We start from the raw sequence: 18,154 nt of genomic DNA, 5'->3' as shown, positions 1-18,154 counted from the left end.
TCAGCAAACACTTACTGGCAGATCACACACGAACCGGTCAGATCACTCCTGCGCTAAGGGCATGTCAGCATTCGTTTCGACCCCACTGCGCAAAACGCTGAAACGGGCCTGCGGCTGGTTTTCGGAAACAAGTTTGGCCAACAAAACATCAAGGCTGTCCGAGCCATCAATGCCAGTTCCCGAATTTGTCTCTGCGACCAGGACATCCCCTTCCTGCAAGCTGCCTGTCGCCTCGGGCGGAACCGATCTCAGGACTGTTTTCCATCCCGCACCGTCTTTGTTCTGAATTGTGAAAACGTAGCCATTTTCCAGGCCGAGCACGCGCATCGCGGGCAGTGCCAACAATCCGTTCTGAGGGCGGGTTTCACCCAATGTGCGATACCGGGCAGAAACGCGGATGTAGCCGTCCGGGTCCACCTTCAGATCGTTCAACACCTGAGCGGCAAAAGTCGTATCCGCCTGCACCGGTGTGCCATTCAGAGTAAAGATCGTGGCGCCGCGCTTGACCCACTCACCCACAATTGACGCGTCCATATCCTGGTCAACACCGGTTATCGCAATCACGTTGCCGGTCGAAGCCCGACGGCGTGATGTCTGAAACGGGATGTCAACGTCCCAGTGAGAGAATGCGATCTGCTGTTCTGCCAGGTTCACCGGTTCCGCCGGAACAAGCGGCGTCGGCTCAACGGTCGCGGCTTCGGCCGTTTCCGTCGCCGCAGCTTCTTCCTGCTCCGTGGCGACCGGGTCTTCTTGCGCTTGCTCGATAGGCTCTGGAGTGGATGCGACTTCGGCCTGCGTGGGCTCAGTTGGTTCTGGTGCCGGCTCCACTTCGGCTGCGGTCACTTGCTCGACCGGTTCCTGCTCAGATGTTTCGACTGCGGCGGTTTCTTCCACCGGTTCCGCCACCACGGGTGTTTGGGTCGATGCGGTGTCCTCGACCGGAGTTTCCTCTCCGGACATCAGGAAGAACGCGCCTGCCGCCAAAGCGGCGACCACGGCCACACCCGCAACAATTTTGCCTGCACCACTGGATCCGCTTTTGACCACGGTATCCACCGCGACCGGAGCTTCATCCTTCGATGTGAACGTAGCGAGCCCGTCGTCGTTCTTGTCCTCATTGCCCAGTGCAATGTCTGTGTTTCCGGCAAGCAATGCGGTGACAACGGCTTCGGCGTTTTCGCTTTCAGCCTTGATCCTGGCCTTTTCTTCTTCTTCGTCTTTCTGGTCCATCGCCACGATCACAGACACCGGCCGATAGTCAAAGCTGTCGAACATCACGCTGGAGCCGCGGAACATGCGTAACCAATCGAGTGCCGTCTGCAGGCGGTCCGTTGAGTGAACTTCCATCGCCTTGTCGATGGCTTCAAGGAACCCGTCGGGATAGCCTTCGAAGCGCCCGGCGAGTGGAGTGTAGGGGTCCTGCTGGCTGTTGTTGAAGGCGTTCAGGCGGGTTTGGCCGTCGATCGGACGTTCGCCACTGATTGCGTGATAGAGCGTCGCCGCAAGAACATAAAGGTCACTGCTTGGCCCTTGCTCTGCGCCGCGCACGTAAAATTCGTGCGGTGAATACCCATCCTTGATGACACGCAGGGTCATCAACGCGGCAGACTGGTGCGCTGCCTGCTCACGCGCGGCACCAAAGTCGATCAGAACCGGATCGCCGTTTTCGTCTATTAGGATGTTGTCTGGCGAAATATCCCGATGCAGCATGCCACTTTGGTGGATGAAAGACACCGCCGACAGCATCTTTTCAGTGACCTGAACGATAAAATCGGGGCCAGCCTTGTTTTCGGGGTTCTCGACATAATCCAGTAGATCGCAGCCGCGGATGTAGTTCATCGCGATATAGGCTGTCTCGTTGTCTTCGAAGACCTGATGTACATCCACAATGTTGGGGTGCACCAGACGGGCGTGATTGCGCGCTTCGAGGATAAACAGGTCGATGATCGCGCGCAGATCGTCTTTGTAGCCCGGTTCAACCGGTTCAACCAAGTCGCCATTGCGACGGCAAAGGGCACCGGGATAGCACTCTTTGATCACCACTTCGCGTTCCAGGCTGTCACGCGCTAGATAGGTGATCCCAAACCCGCCATTGCTGATAAAGCGCAGTATTTCATACTGCCCGCGCAACAGCTTGGCGCCTGGTTGAAGACCTTCAATTTTCGGTTCGTCGTGCGTCGCGCCGACGGCCTGGTTGTGGCTCATTTCTTTCCGCCCGTTCTAATCGTTTTGCGGCTTACTTAACTGGGCTTTCAGCCCGCGAACTCACAACCAAACACAACCGCAGGACACTCAAGTACGTTAGACGTTTCAAATTTGACTTTATTGGGGCCGCCTGATGGCTTCACTAAGAACCCAGCGCCAAGAAAATGCACATATGGTGCCATTGCGTGCGCGTGAATCTAAATGTTGATTTTTTACCGGTAAAACTTGCGGACTGAGTGCCTGTTTTTTGCGGATTGGTCACTAAATCCGAAACAATAAACGCGCGATTCTGAGGGCTTCGAATCGCTGCATTGCGGCTCAATTAAAACGGGTAGGCGTCAGGTTCCGGTTTTTGCCTGAACGGAATCGACGCGGCTGCCGGCCCAGGCGAGGTTGTCGCTTAGCTGGGCGAGGATGCTGATTGCGTCCTTCAGTGGCGCGTCACCGCTTTCGAATTGCAGCAGCAAAAGAAGATCGGTGGCCTTTTCAAACTCACCGGGGATCCAGTCGGCTTCAGTGGCGATTTCGCCTCCTTGCTCCAGACGCTCCGCAAAATCTTCGACGATTTCCTGACAACTGTTCAGGAATGCGGCCGGTTCTATATCTGATGTCTCGCGCAAGTCGTCATAGATGCTGGCAATTGCCGCCAGCCAGTCTTCAAGGATTGGGTTTTCAAGTGGGGGAAGGGCGGATTCCAACGTCGCATGAATCGAGGGCGCTTCGACCTGCGCTGGTTCAGCTTCTGCGATGTTCAGGGTGGAGAGATACGGAAGAAACTCTTGCTCGATGTCATTTCGGGCAGCTTCCAAATCCTTCAAACGCCGCTCGGATGCTACTTGCAGGACCTGTTCGGCCAAATTTTGACCGCCACAGGTCTCCCACAGATCAAAATCGGGCTCGGGTTCTTGCGCCATGGCTTTGACCGCGACTGGTGTGCCGATAGGCACGACAGACCGGAAGAATTTACCTTTTTCTTTTTCCAATCGGTTCAGAACACGGTCCAGCGCGTCGCGAACCGGGGGGAGATCCGCGTGGGTTACGGCCAGCAAGCTATTCGAGCGCAACTCTTGCGGAACTTGTGCCCACAGGTGGCGCTCAGTCTCACGCCAGGCATTGGTTCCGTTCGTGCACCAGATGGCACAATCGACATAGGACAATAGGTCCAAAGTGGACTTGTAGGTGTCATCCAATGCGCCGGTTCCCGGCAGATCGAACAATGAGATCTCTTGCAGGGCAGGGGTATTCAGCCCGATCGAGATAAAGTCCGGGTCGTCTGTCGCGGCTTTTTCCAGCGCAATGCCGGAATAAACTTTGGGCTCTTTGTCCCACCAGCCAACGGTGGTTTCCGGTGCATCCGCATAGGCCACGATAACCAATGGCAATTTCAAGTGTTGAGGGCCGGTTGGCAGAATGTCCGCCCCGGCTAGCATGTTTGCGAGGCTGGATTTTCCGGCCCCGAATTCCCCGGCAAAACCGATGTTTACCGCATTCGAAAGCCGTTCGGCATGGAACAAGGCTCGCTCGCGCATCTTGTCCAGACCCGCCTCTGAAGGCAGGTTTTCGGTGGCGGTCAGGAAGCGTTCAAGCTTGCGTACTTCCTGTTCGGTTCCGGGAAATTCAATCATTCCGCAGCCTCTGCTAATTTCTTGTCGGCGCTATTGCCGCCAAATACCGCATCCAGATCATCTGCAACACGTTGTGCCTGATCGAATGCTGCCTGTGCTTCTGAACGAACATTGGTTTGGCCGGTTCCGGCGCGTTGTTCAAGATGTCCGGCCAACAAGGCCAGATAGTGATCAAGAACGGTGTTCAGACGCTCAAGCAGATCGGCGCGCGCCGTGTCCACCAGATCGTCCCCGATCATTTCGAATTCCTGAACGATCATCCGTTCGGCCCGAGCGACCACACTTTTACGCGAAATCAGGCGGGACAGCCAACTGACGCGCAGTTCCACGGTAATGCCACGCGTCAGTGCGGTGGTATCCGGACGGAACCACCGAACCGCACTGGTATTCATCCGACTGTCGGTCGGGTCTTGCCAGCCGGGCAGGGCGCGAAGTGCGGCATTGCTGTTCATGTCGACAGCATAAAGCTCGCTGAGCATTCGCTGCCGCACCACCTGTGTCGCACCCTGAACCAGCTCGCGCATGCGGTCCCGCAGCGGCGAAAAGTTCAATTCGGTGTCACCGCCCTTGGCCAGCAAAGGGGAATCGCCATTCGGCCCTCGGACAACAGCAGAAACGGCCTCGGACACAGTGTCATCCATGACGCCGCGAAGATTGGCCAACACATCATCCATATCGTCAATGATCTGTGTGGTTTTTTCCGAAACCAGCGCGCGCAGCTCGGCCAATGTTTTGTCGTTTTCGTCGCCGTCGGTCATGTCGGCGGAGTTTTCGTCGTCAATTACGCGCAGATGGGCCTTGGACCGTTCCAGCTCTCCTTGGGCAAAACTGTTAAGGTGCTGCCAGGCCATCTTGAGCTGTTCGTCACGGGGCCCATGCGTCAAGGCGTTGGTAACATGGCGGCGCAGATCGGGCAGACCCGAGGCGATCATTGCGGCAAAGCGCAACACGCCCTCACGGCTGATCGGGCCGGGACCTTGTTTGATCTCTTCTACACCGTCCAGATATTGTTTCATCTGCTCTGGGTGGGCGCGCAGCCAAGCCAGAACGTGATCGTGGTTCACGCCGGTATCGTCGCCGGTCAAGGCATAATGGGCCCATTGGGCGCTGCCCATCAGAACATCAATGTCCGAGTTGCCCAGGGCTTTTTCCAGGCCTTCCAATACATCCGTCCGGACTTTTCCGGCATCCTCGGCCCCACCCCCCAACTCGTCCACACGGTTGATGAACACGACGATTTGTCCCAGTTCCAGCGCCTGCATCAGGCGGAACAGCTTCAGATCTGCCCGTGAAAGGGCCTGATGAGCAGACAAAACCACAACAAAGAAATCGGATTCTTTGAGGTATTGGCGCGAGATTTCTTCGCGGATCAGCAGCGGGTCGTTGACACCGGGCGTATCCGTGACCGTCAGCGGGAACGGAAAATGGCCAATGTCAAAGTAGACCTCGGCCTTGCGCGTGATGTCACTGTATAGTCCCCGATCTGAACCGGGGTCGTATTCTTCACCGTCAGTTGGATCGTCACCGGCACAAACGTAGCGGGCCAGATCGTCCGAGTTCAGATGCTCCAGATCGTGATGCTGACCCAGCAACTGCTCATAGCTGTCGCCTAATCGCAGTTGGGCGCGGGTTTTCATCGCGTCGACCTGCTCTTCGATCATCTCGCGTTTATAGCTGTCCTCATCGTCGGGGAACATGTTGCGCAGCTCTTCGCCCTCGGCGATCAGCGCCTGCCACTGACGGTTATCGAAGAAATGAAATTCGGCCCCTTCGGTCCGACCCGAGGGGTGACCGAAATGCATATCGGTGATTACGGTCGTCCACGGATTCACATCCGAAGGCAGGTATTCGGCCTGCCCGGTAAAGCCATTGATCAGGCGAGACTTGCCAGCCTTGATCTGCCCGACAAATGCGATTGACGGTTTTAGATTTGAAAGGTCCCCGACAATACGCGAAATGAACTGGCGGGTCTCGTCATTGCTGACCCCGTTCATATCTTCGGCGATTCTTATTAACTCACGACGGTTATTTTCACTCATACTGTTACCCTGGGCACTTGCAATCACAGATTGAATTAGTCGAAAAATTGAATATTACGGGCGCGCTCATTCGGAACGCTCCGTCAGAGATGTCCACAGATTCACAATGGCGCCTAGCTTGCGCGCCTCGTGAACGACCATGGAAAATTCTTTACCGTCATTCAGGACGGCCAAACCAGACCCCTTGCCACCGGACGGACGCATGACGATCAGTTGTGGATGATCCAGCGCGGCGGCCGCGTCATCATCCCAGCCCGACAGGTCACTCGCGAACTGCGCCAGCAAAGTTTCATCTGCATGTAATGGCTGATCTTCACTACAATCGCCGTCAGACTGAACCATTTCCCCGCCTTCAGCTTTGACCCGGATGCGACCAACAGCCAAACGCTGGCTACCGAGATAGAACTGGTTGGCCAAATCGCTGGCATCGTCTGTTGTTTCTACGTCATTTGCGGGCTCGGCAGTGTCCGGAACAACCGCTATGACGGGTTCAGCGGGCATTTCGATCATCGTGCAAGCACTAGCGATTTCGCTAAAAGTGATTCCGACATCGTCCGCTTCCAGCGTGGCGTCCGGCCGTAGGGATATCAGGCTGAGCGGTGCAGGCGCCGCGGCAATATCGGTTACCAGTTGCGCCAATTGTCCAGCCAGCGTATCGCGTTCTTCGGTCTCGAAATCAGGCGCAACGCCGGACCGGACACGAAAGACATCAGTAACCCGAGAGCTGTTGACCTCAATCGCGAGACAATCGCCATTGGCAGCCGTAAACTCCAACCGGCGCGGCAAAACAGTGCCACGGATGGACTGCAATACCTTTTCGCGGCGCTCAAGCGCAGTGTCTCCAGCAAGCGCGACGGCTGGCTCCAGTCGGGCAACCGATGATCGCCCAATGTCCTCGAGCAAATCGAGTATGTTTGTATCCATCATGCCGTGACCCCCTCTGGTCCCGTCTAAACTGCGGCCGCGACGGGCCCCAGACTGAGATGCGATTTTGTCAGTGCCAACCCTACATTCGCGCTGTTGCGACAGATGTAGCAGACCACATGATCCGGATAGGCCTGCGTCCGCAAGAAAATGTTCAACCGATCCTTTGAAAACACCGCGATTTCCCCAAATCCCGGATTTTCGGCATCAGTATTACCTGATTGCCGCAGCAATGTTTCAAAAGCGCCCACGCCGCCGCCCTGAAACAGGTTCGCCACCGCAAGCGCGAGACTGTCCAGCACTTCGGCGTCCTCTTGATCGCGGACACTGGTCCCCAATAACATCCCTGTTTCCATGTCGATATACCCGGCTGCGACGCAGTCGGGTATCGTTTCCATCGCAGATTTCAATGCGGCTTCGATAGACATCGGGCTTCCCGTCCTTCTACCTTGATTTCACGTTATAAAACATGCCATTCAGCCCCGCCCTTGTTCCCGGCTTTCGGAAGCGTTGAAACGTCTTTTTTTGCGTCGCGGGCGCCGTGTTCAGCGGCGATCTTGTCGAACTCTTCTAGGAAGGCCACAAAAACTTTTTTCAGGCCTTCGGAGTCTTCGGGAAGATCCTCACCAGCGGTGATCTCGCGCCACATCGCCGATGCGCTGAGTGTTGATCCGGCGTCCGCATTCAGCAATTTCTCAAGGGTTTCAGACTCAGGCTCGGCCTCGGACGTTCCGTTTGACATCGGCACGACCTGTGTTTCGATCAGGCCGCTGGTCTCTGGTTCCAGTTCGAACTCATCGGCCGTACCATCCGATTGCTCGGCGAGCAATGCAACGATTGACGACACAGATGTGTCAGCGCGGTGCGCGTCTGCTTCGGTGTTTTCGGATACAGCATCTTCAGCTGCGTCAGCCAGCTTATCCTCAATCGACGCCAATAGGTGATCCTGACCATCGGAGCCGGTGTCAGGCTGATTTGCCTCGCCTTCACCCTCGGCTTCCAGTTCCAAGGTCTCTTCTTCGTCGAAATCCTCGTCATCCAGTTCAAGAAACGCGTTTTCTTCCGAAGGGATCTCGGCAACATCGGCCAAATTCAGAGGCTGACTGGGCGTTTCCCGGAAGAAAGAACGCAGCTCGTCCTGATCGGTTTCGGTCTCAGGTTTGGTTTCTTCCGATATCGCGGTCATCTCAGCGCGCAACCGTTCAGCCTCATCCGCATCAATCCGGGGGACACGTTCCGTATCGTTTGAGCGTGCTTCAACGCGGGCAGGGCGTACAGGAAAGCTTGTTACCACTTCGTCCTGCGCATTTTTGTCCTGAACGGGATTGACCAGCTTTAGTGGAGTGGGCTGTTCTGCGCTTTCAGTGGTTTTGCGTGGGGGGATCGGTTGGACACGTGGCCCATCAGCAAGGCTATTGTCGATCTGGTACCGCGCCAGCATGTCTGCGCGATTGTCCATGATCTGCTCGGTGATCTCAAGAAAGCTGTCTACCATCTTGCCGCCACCGCTGCGTCCCCACAGTTCGGCATCGCCGCTCTTGTCGCGGGCGGTGATCGCATCGCGAGCTGAGAACAAAATCGACCGGTTGAACAGATGCCCTGCCTCGCGGTTGACCCGGCGCAACACCTTTTGGCGGTCTTTCGGACCCAGTGTATCCGCACGTGTTACCAACAGCAGCGAGTTGTGCTGCAACCGTTCGGGCAGGGCGACCCAAGTCGCCCGCTCGGTCTCGCGCCAGGCTTGGGTTGCATGTGTGCACCACAGCACGCCATTGGCCTGACCTACGGCGCGACGCCAAACATCGTTTGAAATCTTGGGGTCCGAGATACCCGGCGTGTCGATCAGATCAACCGCTTCGAGGATATCGGATTCAAGAAAAATACGAATGAATTGGGCGTCGTTTACGCCGATCGATTCCAACGCATCCAGTTCAATATTCTCGCGCATACCATCATGGCGCTGCACATAGGCTGATTGCTTACCCCAGCTGAACCAGACCGGCGGTAACTGTGTGGCCGTCACCTGGGTTGGCAGCGCGTGCGACCGAAGCAGAAAGTTCATCAGCGTCGATTTGCCGGCGCTGAACTCTCCCATAAGGGCAAAGACCGGCTTGCGGCGGGACCACTGCTCGATGCGTTCCCATGCTTTGGGCGAGACGAAACGGGTTTGTGAGTCTTTTGCCATATCGCTACTTATGCTGCCTCGTTACTAAGATCTTTCAGGATGTCGCCCAGAATATCGTCACGCGATTTCTGTGGTGTCAGTCCTGCCATCAGAGCTGCGTTGCGGCTTGGGTCATTCTCGGCCGAGGCCGAAATGCTAAGCAACGTCTCTTTCTGCTCGCGCATGAAATCCGACAGGACGGCACGTACGTTTTCCAATACGGCTGCGACCTGATTTTCTTCGATATCCTTGGTGATCGAATTCGCCTCGGACGCGATCAGGCGCGTATAGTCGGCTGCATAAGCTTCGAACCCTTTGCGGCGCTGCCACCAGCGACGCCACCAGGTGCTTTGCAAGTCCAAAGCGATTGTTCGCCCAATTCCGAGTGGGGGTGGGACACGCGGAACAATGGGCGCTTCGATACTGAACTCACCCAGGTGGTTGCCCAGTATCTTCTGATAAAGCGTCTCAATATCTGCGGCCGCCGTATTGTACAGCGCACTTGCTTCTTTGCGCATCGACCGCGCAAAGCTGAAATATGCGGCCTTTTGCAAGGTGCGCAGCCCCGCTGGGTCATACTGCCATGTGCCTTGTTCGCCGTTCAGCTCAAGGTGGGCAATCAGCGAATCCGTTGCACGTTTGACAAAGTTCGATTCCGCTGAATTCAGTCGCTCCAACACCTTCGCACGCAGGGATGCGGTCAATTCGACCGCTTTCTTTTCATATTGATCCGAGAGTGTGGCAATCGCTTCCTCTGGCGATACCCCGTCCAAATCACGCACAAGGCCTTCGCCGCCCGAAAGGGTCTTGGCAACGGCCGTGGCGCGGATTTGACTGGCGATATTGCGGGCGCGGTGACGGACGCGATCCAGCAACCGGGTGCCTGCGCCTTCGGCGATGCGTTCGTTCATGGCCAACAGCAAATCGGGCAAGCCGGACAGTGCCCAAATCTTGTCGAGCGAGGGTGCCTGATCGCCAAAACCGGCGGCCAGATAGAACGTGTTCAACGCCTCGCGGGATTCATCGGAAAGAATCTCAGGGTTGCCCGTCAACGCGGCCTCGGCCCACAAGGCGCTGCCAAAGACAACACTGGTATTGGCGTCGATATTGTTCTGTTTGAGTGTATCCTGAATGCGGTCGCGGATTTCCGGCACCTGATTGACCGGATCCGCCAATTCGTCAATTCGGTTCACAAACAGGATGATCTGCCGGTTTTCGAATTGCGCGATAATGCGCATCAGCGCCATGTCCATTGTCGTCAGCGCCTGGCTGGCAGCCAGAACAACAACGCAGACCTCAGATCCGCGCAAGCTGCGCAGGGTGATCTGTTCGCGGACCATAAAGGTATCGTTGACACCCGGCGTGTCGCACAGTTTGAGCGCAATCGGGTATTGCGGGATATCCATATACAGCTCTGCCGACTTCGTCACATCGGCGAACCGCCCGGTCTTGGGGTTGATGTCCGGGTCATCTTCGTCACCCAGACAGACATAGCGCTGGATCAGCTCTTCGTCGAAGTAATCATATTGATGGCTCTGCCCCAGAATCAGGTCGAAATGCTGGCCCAATCTGGATTCGGATTTAGCCTTCATCTCGCCGATTTGGCGGCGAATGTCATCCATCTCGTCATCGGCTCCGGCGCGGTTTGCCAACTCACCCAGGCGGCCGCCGCCGACCATCAGATTGTCCCATTCTTCCTGTTCAAAGAAGGTAAACTTGGCGCGTTTGTCGCCTTCGGTGCGGGTGTTGATGTTCAACGTGGTCACCACCGATGTCCACGGGTTTACATCCGATGGAAGCAGGGCAGGGCGCCCGGCCAGGATGTTCACGATCGAGGACTTACCAGCCTTGACCTGCCCGACCATTGTAACGCTGGCCGAGAAATTCTCCATCCGCGTCTTGAGCGTGGCAAGACGTGCGGACGAACGTGCATCCGCCACCTCTGTCAGTTGATCAATCTGTGCGGTCAGCGAGTTCATCGCTGACGTCATGGGCGTCAGTGCCTCATTGCCAACTGACAAAAGATGGTCGTTGCGCGCCATGTTCAGCCTCCGGTTCCTGTCGCGGCCAACGTGTCTGTCGGCGTGCTGGTCATGGTGTCGATTCGGGCGATCAGATTCAGGGCATTGCCCAGGATCGCAGCTTCGGCCCCCGGCGAAATCGATTCGAAGGTGTGGCAATCCGCCAGAACTTCGATCGAGCTAAATCGCTCGCTGTTTTCAAGGCGGGCAAGACGACGCCCGGTCGGAAAGCCCTCGGATTTGGTTTCGGGCAGCGGCATACGCGAGTTGGCTAGCAAATATCGCCGCCCGGAGCGGGTGCGCAACGAAACGCCAAACCCGGTGTTTGGATGGTCGCGGTTCAGGGATTTGAGTTCACCAAGAAAACTTTCACGCGCAAGGCCAACGGCTTCTTGCTCGGCAGCAGCGGAGTTCATCATATTGGTCACGTTTCCGACCCTTGTACTGGAGTTGAGCGAAAAAACTCGTACAGCGCCCGAAGGCAAAAAAGACTCATTAACTCCTACTGCTCATAAGTGACTTTCAAGGCGGTCTTATTTTGACGCGAATAAGATTTTTTGGCGTTTGAATTGTGGCGCAATTGTGTTTGGTAACATTTTTCAACCACAACCTACGGGCGTATTTTCGGCGTCAATGTGAACAGCGCCATTTATCGTTAGCAGCATTCAAGAGCAGAAAACTTGCAACGATGCGCACGTGTTGTATTTTTGGTAGTGCGTCTAGAGCACTGTTCATAAACAGTAATTACTCTATCTTTTGAAATCAACCTGACACCAAATCTACCCAGAGGACGTCTGTAAAATATATGTATGTTGCATTCGTCTTTGGGTTCTCATCATAGCCCGCCCTTAGATGAGGGGCATTTTACTCAACGTAAGATAGTTTTCTTCTTCTCACCAAAGGGACCTGAGTGTTGCTAAATACAAAACAATAAAATTAGTCAAACTTGCCCAAGTAATCTTTTCTCTCTACTCGTAGAACGCCAAAAATCAGGCTGCTTTCCTGCCGCGAACAGCAACACATGAGAATATCCCGCATCCCGCTTAGCGGCAGCGTCCGGCAGACACCATATGTGCACGACGGTCAGTTCAGAAGCATGTTGCGCCGATGTCATCAATAATCTTGCGCACAACTCAATTTTCCCTCTCGCACTCTGTGGCAAGCTTTGCTATTCACCCCGACATTCCGGCACCGAGTGCCTGGGTTGCGGGTGTGGCGAAATTGGTAGACGCACCAGATTTAGGTTCTGGCGCCGCAAGGCGTGGGGGTTCAAGTCCCTCCACCCGCACCATACCATTTCAGAGAATTTTCCCGTCCGGACCGCCTTTGCCGGCTTTCAGGCAATGACCAACGTTTCGTACGGGACAGCCGACTGGATTTTGACGTTTGAACAGTCGGGTCCGCTCGCCAAGCGAACGATTAGGTGACTGCATCCATAGTGAAAACACCGGCCTCTATGATTTGGAAATGCAGGTTACATGGCCTGCATTTCGGAACGCGCAGTCAGGAGAACAGGTAGTAGGTCGTTGGTGACGTGGCTAAAATAGCCAATGCAACGACAAGCCAAACCAAAACGCAAACCCAGTAGGTTCCCGGATTTTCAGCGCGGGTTACCCGTTCCCACAAGTAGGTCGAACCAAACACCAAGTCTCTGATAGCCCATAACAACAAGCCAAGCCCCACATAGAACCAAATATCCATAATTCCCTCGCGTGATGAGTTTGGCGCAACTTAGGTTGTCAAAAATGATTGCGCAATTGTGCATTGATCATTTTCGGCAATTGCTGACCAAAGAATTTGGTTAATTTCGGCCTTTCAGCGATCTCTTCACGTCCATAGCACGCGCTTGCGGACCCACAACGCCGCCACTATTGCCCGGCCAATCCCATCTGGCGCACGGCCAGGTCGCGCATTATCTCTTCGGATCCGCCGCCAATTGCCATTATTTTGATTTCGCGCCAGATCCGCTCGACCGGATTGCCCAGCATGTATGCGGCACCGCCAAAGATCTGCATCGCTTCGGAAGCAACAAATTGCAGTGACGTCGTGGCCTGAACCTTGGCCTTTGCAATTTCGGCGACTGGCATCAGGCCCTGTTCAATTGCCCAGCAGATCCGTTCGATATATGCCTCATTCATATCAATCCGGGCAGACATTTCTGCAAACTTGTGGCCAATGACCTGATGTTCGACCAGTCGCCTGCCGAATGTCTTGCGTTCCCGTGCCCAGTCCAGGGCACTATCGTAGCATAGTTTCATCATACCCAACGAAGCGGATGTCAGGCCAAGCCGTTCAAAGTTAAAGTTGTTCATGATTGCGATAAAGCCCCTGTTCTCAGGCCCCAACAGGGCAGTAGAATCCAGCTCGCAATCATCGAAATGCAGCGTCGCTTGCTGTGAACTGTGCCAACCCATCTTGCCACCCAACGGCGTGCGGCTGAACCCGGGCGCGTCATGAGGGACCAAAAACAATGAGATACCGGTCAGGCCCGGGCCGCCAGTGCGGGCGCCGATCACAAACCATTCGGCATCCATACCCCCGGTGATATAGGTCTTTTCCCCGTTCAGAATCCATCGGCCGCCTTTGCGCTCGGCACTTGTTTGAATATTGGCAACGTCCGACCCTGCGCCTGGTTCGGTGATCCCAAGGGCCGACATCATGCGCCCCGAGATGATCTCGGGCAGCACTTTCTGTTTGAACTCCTCGGAAGCAAATTTCGCAATTGGGCTGATGGAAATCGTACGTCCCCCAACGGCGGCTCCGATACCGGATGCCCCACAGCCGAACAGGATTTCACTATAATCATGGCGCATAAAGGCGTTGTCGAAACCTAGACCGCCGTATTCCTCATCGATCCCAAAGCCAAATACGCCGAACTCAGCAATTGCGGCATGCAGCTCCCACGGGACGCTGCGATCCGCCTCCCATTGCTCAATATGAGGTTTGATTTCGGCATCGACAAAACGCTGGAAATTTCCGCGGAAAGCTTCGCGTTCAGGGGTCATGAAAGGGGATGGCAGAGTCATTTGACCTCCTCAACGTCGTTTTCGGGCAATACCTGAAGCTGGCTTTCCATCATGTGGGCAAAGCGATCCATCATCTGCGTAAGGTATTCTGGCGACGAAACAAATTTCTCATGCAACAACAAACCACGCAGGAAATTCCGGGCGATACTCCACAATAATTCAGTGTCGTCACGGTCACCCGTTGCGCTGACATACCGGGCGGAGATCAGGGTGAGGTTCGATTTGTCCCAGTCTCTCAGGCTTTTTTCCAGCATTCCGAACAGTGCCGGGTCGGTTCGGCAAGCAACCAGAATCTCGACTATGGCGCGCCCACCTGCGGAATTTACGATATTGGCCCAGGCAGACATAATCAGGTCATAGACGGGCTGAGGCGCGCGATCATGTGGCCAGAGCGGGTTTTGCGCATTGCCCAATAGTCGCATTGCGGTCGCTGCGACCAATGCCTGCTTCGTGGGGAAGTGATGCGTTATTGCCCCGCGTGAGATACCCGCCTTGGCTTGTACTTTGGCAAAAGTGGTCTCGGCATACCCAAGCTGATCCAGACAAGTGACCGTCGCATTGCAGATTTTGACCTGCATATCTCGGGACCTTTGATCCTGGACTGAGGGTTTTTTTGGCATCGATTCCGTCATCTTCCGTCGCGTCGCATTGGTAAATCTTCGTTGACCAAGGTAGTCAGTAGATCATAAAAACAGAACAGTCGGTCTGTAAACCGCGGATCGCACACAAGCGGGAGAGACGTGGCGTGACACATTCTCTGCGGATCGGAGGAGCAAGTGGTTTTTGGGGGGATGCCCCTCATGCGACACAGCAATTGCTGCGTGCCCCAGGGCTCGATTTTCTGGTCTACGATTACCTCGCCGAAATCACCATGTCGATCATGGCCCGCGCCCGTCTTAAAGACCCCCAAAAGGGATATGCGGTGGATTTCGTCTCTGACGTTATGGCCAACAATTTAACCCAAATCGCCGAGCAAGGCGTCAAGGTCTTGTCAAATGCAGGCGGGGTCAACCCAGTTGCCTGTGCTGATGAATTACGTCGCAAATCTGCAGAGTTGGGATTGAACTTGAAAGTTGCAGTGGTCGAAGGCGACGACCTGCTGCCGCGTGTGGCTGAGTTTGTCGATCGGACTGAGATGTTTTCCGGTGCGCCGATGCCACTGATCGAAAAGATCGCCTCGGTGAATGCTTATATTGGGGCTGGGCCGATATTGGTGGCGCTGCACGGCGGTGCTGATATCGTCATCACAGGCCGCTGCGTCGACAGCGCTCTGACTTTGGCGGCGTGCATGTATCATTTTGGATGGCGGCCCGAAGACCACGACTTATTGGCTGCCGGGTCGCTTGCAGGGCATTTGATGGAATGTGGTCCGCAAGCCACCGGAGGCAATTTCACGGACTGGAAATTGGCAGGCGACATCGCCAAGATCGGCTATCCAATTGTCGAGGTAAACGCTGATGGCGGGCTGGTCCTGACCAAGCCGCAGGGCACGACGGGATGTGTGACCCCGGCTTCGGTCTGCGAGCAGATGCTGTATGAGATCGGCGACCCGCAGTCTTATATTCTGCCTGACGTGATTTGCGACTTTTCCAATGCCAAGATTAAGCAATCCGAGCCAGACCATGTAACCGTTTCGGGTGCAAAAGGCCGCGCGCCGACAGGGCAGCTCAAAGTGTCCGCCACCTGGGCGGATGGCTATCGCGCGGGCATGACGATTCTGATCAACGGGCGTGAGGCACGACAAAAGGCGAAGGCTTTTGCCCAAGCGGGGTTGGATCGTGCGCGCGCTGTCCTCCACCAGATCGGTTCTCCCGACTATCGCGAGGTGTCGTTTGAAACCTTCGGAGGTCGGCCTGGCGACGGCGATTACGAAGAGATCTCGTTCAAGGCAGCCGTGAAACACGACGACCCTCGCGCAGTTGGAGTATTCCTACGCGAGATGACCGGGTGCGCACTGGCCGCACCGCCGGGGTTGCACATCTTTACCGGAGGAGGGCGTCCAAAACCCTCGCCAGTCGTTGCCCTGTTTTCCTTCTTGGTGCCAAACGACACGCTGACCTATTGCGTAACGATGGATGGGGAGCAGATCGCCTACAATCCGCCGAAAACGTCCCCACAAGACCCGGAACCTGTCCCGGCAAAAGCCCCAGAAACAGCCGATGAAAAGGTGACCGATTGGATCACATGCCCTTTGGAAGATTTGGCCTGGGCAAGATCGGGGGACAAAGGCGACACCGCAAACATTGGGGTCATTGCACGCCATGCTATCTTTTTGCCCTATATTTGGGCTGAGTTGACCGAAACGACGCTGGCCGATGTTTTTTCTAATCATCTATCCGGCAGGGTCGAACGGTTCCATCTTCCAGGAACGCATTCCATGAACATTCTGCTGCACAATGCGCTGGGTGGCGGTGGCGTTGCCTCGTTGCGCAACGACGCGCAAGGCAAGAGTTATGCCCAGATATTGCTAGCCACACCGATCAGGATTCCTGCAGAGTTATCCTCATACACCGAGCGAGGAGAAAACTGATGGGTTTTGTCAGTAAAGTCGTCCGCGATTCTGATAGCTTCGCCAAGAACCGAGCCGATATGTTGGCTCTTGTTGACGAGATGCGCGCGCTTGAAGCGCGTCCTGTCGCCCTGTCAGAGAAACGGCGCGAACGGATGGAGGCCCGGGGGCAGATCACACCCCGTGACCGTTTGACCCAACTGTTGGATCCTGGCATGCCTTTTTTGCAACTGCACGGGTTGGCGGGTTACTGCGTCGATACAGACGATCCCGAGCAATCGGTTCCGGGCGCGTCATTGGTCATCGGCATCGGTTTCATCTCGGGCGTGCGCTGCATGATCATCATCGACGATTCAGGAATCAAGGCCGGCGCAATGGTCGAGATGTCAGCGACAGCATTCCTGAGCGCGCAGGACATGGCTTTGAAACAGAACCTGCCATTTGTGCATCTTGTCGAAAGCGCCGGTGCAAACCTGATGGAATACAAGGTCGAATTCTGGGCCAATGGCGGCAAACTGTTCCGCAATCTGGCCCGCCATTCGGCCGCTGGCCTGCCCAACATCGCAGTACTGCATGGCCCGTCAACCGCCGGTGGGGCTTATATGCCAGGCCTTGCAGACTATGTTGTCGGCGTGAAGAACAATGGTATGGCCGCATTGGCCGGTGCAGCCTTGGTTCACGCGGCGACGGGCGAAAAGGCCAATGACCGCGATCTGGGCGGGTCCGAGATGCATGCCACCACATCCGGGCTGGTCGACTATCTGGCCGAGGATGATGCGCACGGTATCGAAATGGCGCGGAACGTGATGGCCCGGCTGGATTGGAACAAATCTTTACCTGTGCGTCGCAGCAAAGAAGTGCAGCCACCGAAATATGATGCGGATGAGATCGCAGGCGTTGTTCCAACCGATTACCGTGTCCCCTATGACGTCCGCGAGGTCGTGGCCCGCATAGTAGACGGCTCGGACTTTGAGGATTTCAAACCCGACTATGGCTCGGCGACTGTCTGTTTGCAGGCCGCAATCAATGGTATCGCAGTGGGTATTCTTGGAAACAACGGGCCACTGGATCCTGCAGGCGCGAACAAAGCCGCGCAGTTTATTCAGCTATGTGGTCAGGCTGACATTCCCCTTATCTTTCTGAACAATATCACAGGGTTCATGGTCGGCACCCAATATGAACAAAGCGGCATGATCAAACATGGGGCCAAGATGATTCAGGCCGTTACATCTGTCGATGCGCCCAAGATCACGCTCTATGTCGGGGCAAGTTTCGGGGCGGGCAATTACGGGATGTGCGGCTACGCCTATGACCCGGACTTCCTGTTCGCCTGGCCCAATGCGGCAACGGGCGTGATGGGCGGCGAGCAAGCCGCCGGGACGATGGAACTGGTTGCGCGCGCAGGGCTCAAACGCAAAGGGATCGACCCCGACGAAGCCAAACTGGCAGCGCAGAAGGCAGCGATCACAGCGCATTTCACACTACAGGAGAATGCGTTTTACACCTCGGGCCGGTGTATCGATCATGGCGTCATCGACCCCCGCGACACGCGGCGCGTGCTGGGTTTTTGCCTTGAAACCTGCCTTGAGGGTCGCGCGCGAACGGTCAAACCCAGTTCGTACGGGGTGCACAGGTTCTGAC

At 55.7% G+C, this 18,154-nt stretch carries 13 protein-coding genes and 1 tRNA gene; 3 read left to right on the top strand and 11 right to left on the bottom strand.

The genetic code is table 11. The features are described from left to right. Nucleotides 1-42: 42 nt before the first annotated feature. The 8 genes from AC2FI8_RS07895 to AC2FI8_RS07860 form a co-directional block, all read right to left on the bottom strand. The gene (locus tag AC2FI8_RS07895; protein ID WP_496778279.1) at nt 43-2,205 is read right to left on the bottom strand and encodes a serine/threonine protein kinase; all 2,163 of its coding nucleotides are present in this window, start codon (nt 2,203-2,205) and stop codon (nt 43-45) included. Nucleotides 2,206-2,543: 338 nt separating this feature from the next. Continuing rightward, complete coding sequence (locus AC2FI8_RS07890) at nt 2,544-3,830, bottom strand: dynamin family protein (RefSeq protein ID WP_496778278.1); 1,287 nt, start codon at nt 3,828-3,830, stop codon at nt 2,544-2,546. Then, nucleotides 3,827-5,869, bottom strand: a complete 2,043-nt coding sequence (locus AC2FI8_RS07885) for a dynamin family protein (RefSeq protein ID WP_496778277.1) — start codon at nt 5,867-5,869, stop codon at nt 3,827-3,829. The genes AC2FI8_RS07890 and AC2FI8_RS07885 overlap by 4 nt, the downstream gene beginning before the upstream one ends. Before the next feature lie 66 nt (nt 5,870-5,935). Then, nucleotides 5,936-6,796 (bottom strand): hypothetical protein, encoded by an 861-nt coding sequence (locus AC2FI8_RS07880; protein ID WP_496778276.1) that lies wholly within the window; start codon nt 6,794-6,796, stop codon nt 5,936-5,938. Between the two features lie 23 nt (nt 6,797-6,819). Next, nucleotides 6,820-7,221, bottom strand: coding sequence for a hypothetical protein (locus AC2FI8_RS07875; protein ID WP_496739044.1), 402 nt, complete (start codon nt 7,219-7,221; stop codon nt 6,820-6,822). Nucleotides 7,222-7,253: 32 nt separating this feature from the next. Continuing rightward, nucleotides 7,254-8,978 (bottom strand): dynamin family protein, encoded by a 1,725-nt coding sequence (locus AC2FI8_RS07870; RefSeq protein ID WP_496778274.1) that lies wholly within the window; start codon nt 8,976-8,978, stop codon nt 7,254-7,256. An 8-nt stretch (nt 8,979-8,986) separates the two neighbouring features. Beyond that, on the bottom strand, nt 8,987-10,999 hold the full coding sequence (locus AC2FI8_RS07865; RefSeq protein WP_496778272.1) for a dynamin family protein: 2,013 nt from the start codon (nt 10,997-10,999) through the stop codon (nt 8,987-8,989). 2 nt (nt 11,000-11,001) lie between these two features. Beyond that, the gene (locus tag AC2FI8_RS07860; RefSeq protein WP_174822482.1) at nt 11,002-11,397 is read right to left on the bottom strand and encodes a hypothetical protein; all 396 of its coding nucleotides are present in this window, start codon (nt 11,395-11,397) and stop codon (nt 11,002-11,004) included. A 787-nt stretch (nt 11,398-12,184) separates the two neighbouring features. Between AC2FI8_RS07860 and AC2FI8_RS07855 the strand changes: the two genes are divergently transcribed. After that, nucleotides 12,185-12,269 (top strand) — tRNA-Leu (locus AC2FI8_RS07855). 212 nt (nt 12,270-12,481) lie between these two features. Here the strand turns inward: AC2FI8_RS07855 and AC2FI8_RS07850 are convergent. The 3 genes from AC2FI8_RS07850 to AC2FI8_RS07840 form a co-directional block, all read right to left on the bottom strand. Then, a complete protein-coding gene (locus tag AC2FI8_RS07850) occupies nt 12,482-12,679 on the bottom strand; it encodes a hypothetical protein (RefSeq protein WP_496724700.1) in 198 nt (65 codons plus the stop codon). A gap of 167 nt (nt 12,680-12,846) precedes the next feature. Next, nucleotides 12,847-14,004, bottom strand: coding sequence for an acyl-CoA dehydrogenase family protein (locus tag AC2FI8_RS07845; RefSeq protein ID WP_496778270.1), 1,158 nt, complete (start codon nt 14,002-14,004; stop codon nt 12,847-12,849). Beyond that, on the bottom strand, nt 14,001-14,582 hold the full coding sequence (locus AC2FI8_RS07840; protein ID WP_496778269.1) for a TetR/AcrR family transcriptional regulator: 582 nt from the start codon (nt 14,580-14,582) through the stop codon (nt 14,001-14,003). Before AC2FI8_RS07840 ends, AC2FI8_RS07845 begins: the two co-directional genes overlap by 4 nt. Before the next feature lie 167 nt (nt 14,583-14,749). On the opposite strand from AC2FI8_RS07840, the gene AC2FI8_RS07835 reads away from it, so the two are divergent. Next, entirely contained in the window at nt 14,750-16,534 is a 1,785-nt protein-coding gene (locus AC2FI8_RS07835) for an acyclic terpene utilization AtuA family protein (protein WP_496778267.1), read from the top strand. Beyond that, nucleotides 16,534-18,153 carry an acyl-CoA carboxylase subunit beta gene (locus AC2FI8_RS07830; protein WP_496778265.1) on the top strand — a complete coding sequence of 540 codons (1,620 nt, stop codon included), beginning with the start codon at nt 16,534-16,536 and terminating at the stop codon, nt 18,151-18,153. The genes AC2FI8_RS07835 and AC2FI8_RS07830 overlap by 1 nt, the downstream gene beginning before the upstream one ends. The last annotated feature ends 1 nt before the right edge of the window (nt 18,154 follow it).

The sequence above is a fragment of the Ruegeria sp. CDSB029 genome, from assembly GCF_059611125.1.
This window is presented reverse-complemented; position numbering and strand designations above follow the sequence as displayed.

Bases quoted from the DNA above. Each gene is read 5' to 3' on its own strand.
- AC2FI8_RS07895 (WP_496778279.1), bottom strand. From the start codon at position 2,205: ATGAGCCACAACCAGGCCGTCGGCGCGACGCACGACGAACCGAAAATT.
- AC2FI8_RS07890 (WP_496778278.1), bottom strand. From the start codon at position 3,830: ATGATTGAATTTCCCGGAACCGAACAGGAAGTACGCAAGCTTGAACGC.
- AC2FI8_RS07885 (WP_496778277.1), bottom strand. From the start codon at position 5,869: ATGAGTGAAAATAACCGTCGTGAGTTAATAAGAATCGCCGAAGATATG.
- AC2FI8_RS07880 (WP_496778276.1), bottom strand. From the start codon at position 6,796: ATGATGGATACAAACATACTCGATTTGCTCGAGGACATTGGGCGATCA.
- AC2FI8_RS07875 (WP_496739044.1), bottom strand. From the start codon at position 7,221: ATGTCTATCGAAGCCGCATTGAAATCTGCGATGGAAACGATACCCGAC.
- AC2FI8_RS07870 (WP_496778274.1), bottom strand. From the start codon at position 8,978: ATGGCAAAAGACTCACAAACCCGTTTCGTCTCGCCCAAAGCATGGGAA.
- AC2FI8_RS07865 (WP_496778272.1), bottom strand. From the start codon at position 10,999: ATGGCGCGCAACGACCATCTTTTGTCAGTTGGCAATGAGGCACTGACG.
- AC2FI8_RS07860 (WP_174822482.1), bottom strand. From the start codon at position 11,397: ATGATGAACTCCGCTGCTGCCGAGCAAGAAGCCGTTGGCCTTGCGCGT.
- AC2FI8_RS07850 (WP_496724700.1), bottom strand. From the start codon at position 12,679: ATGGATATTTGGTTCTATGTGGGGCTTGGCTTGTTGTTATGGGCTATC.
- AC2FI8_RS07845 (WP_496778270.1), bottom strand. From the start codon at position 14,004: ATGACTCTGCCATCCCCTTTCATGACCCCTGAACGCGAAGCTTTCCGC.
- AC2FI8_RS07840 (WP_496778269.1), bottom strand. From the start codon at position 14,582: ATGCAGGTCAAAATCTGCAATGCGACGGTCACTTGTCTGGATCAGCTT.
- AC2FI8_RS07830 (WP_496778265.1), top strand. From the start codon at position 16,534: ATGGGTTTTGTCAGTAAAGTCGTCCGCGATTCTGATAGCTTCGCCAAG.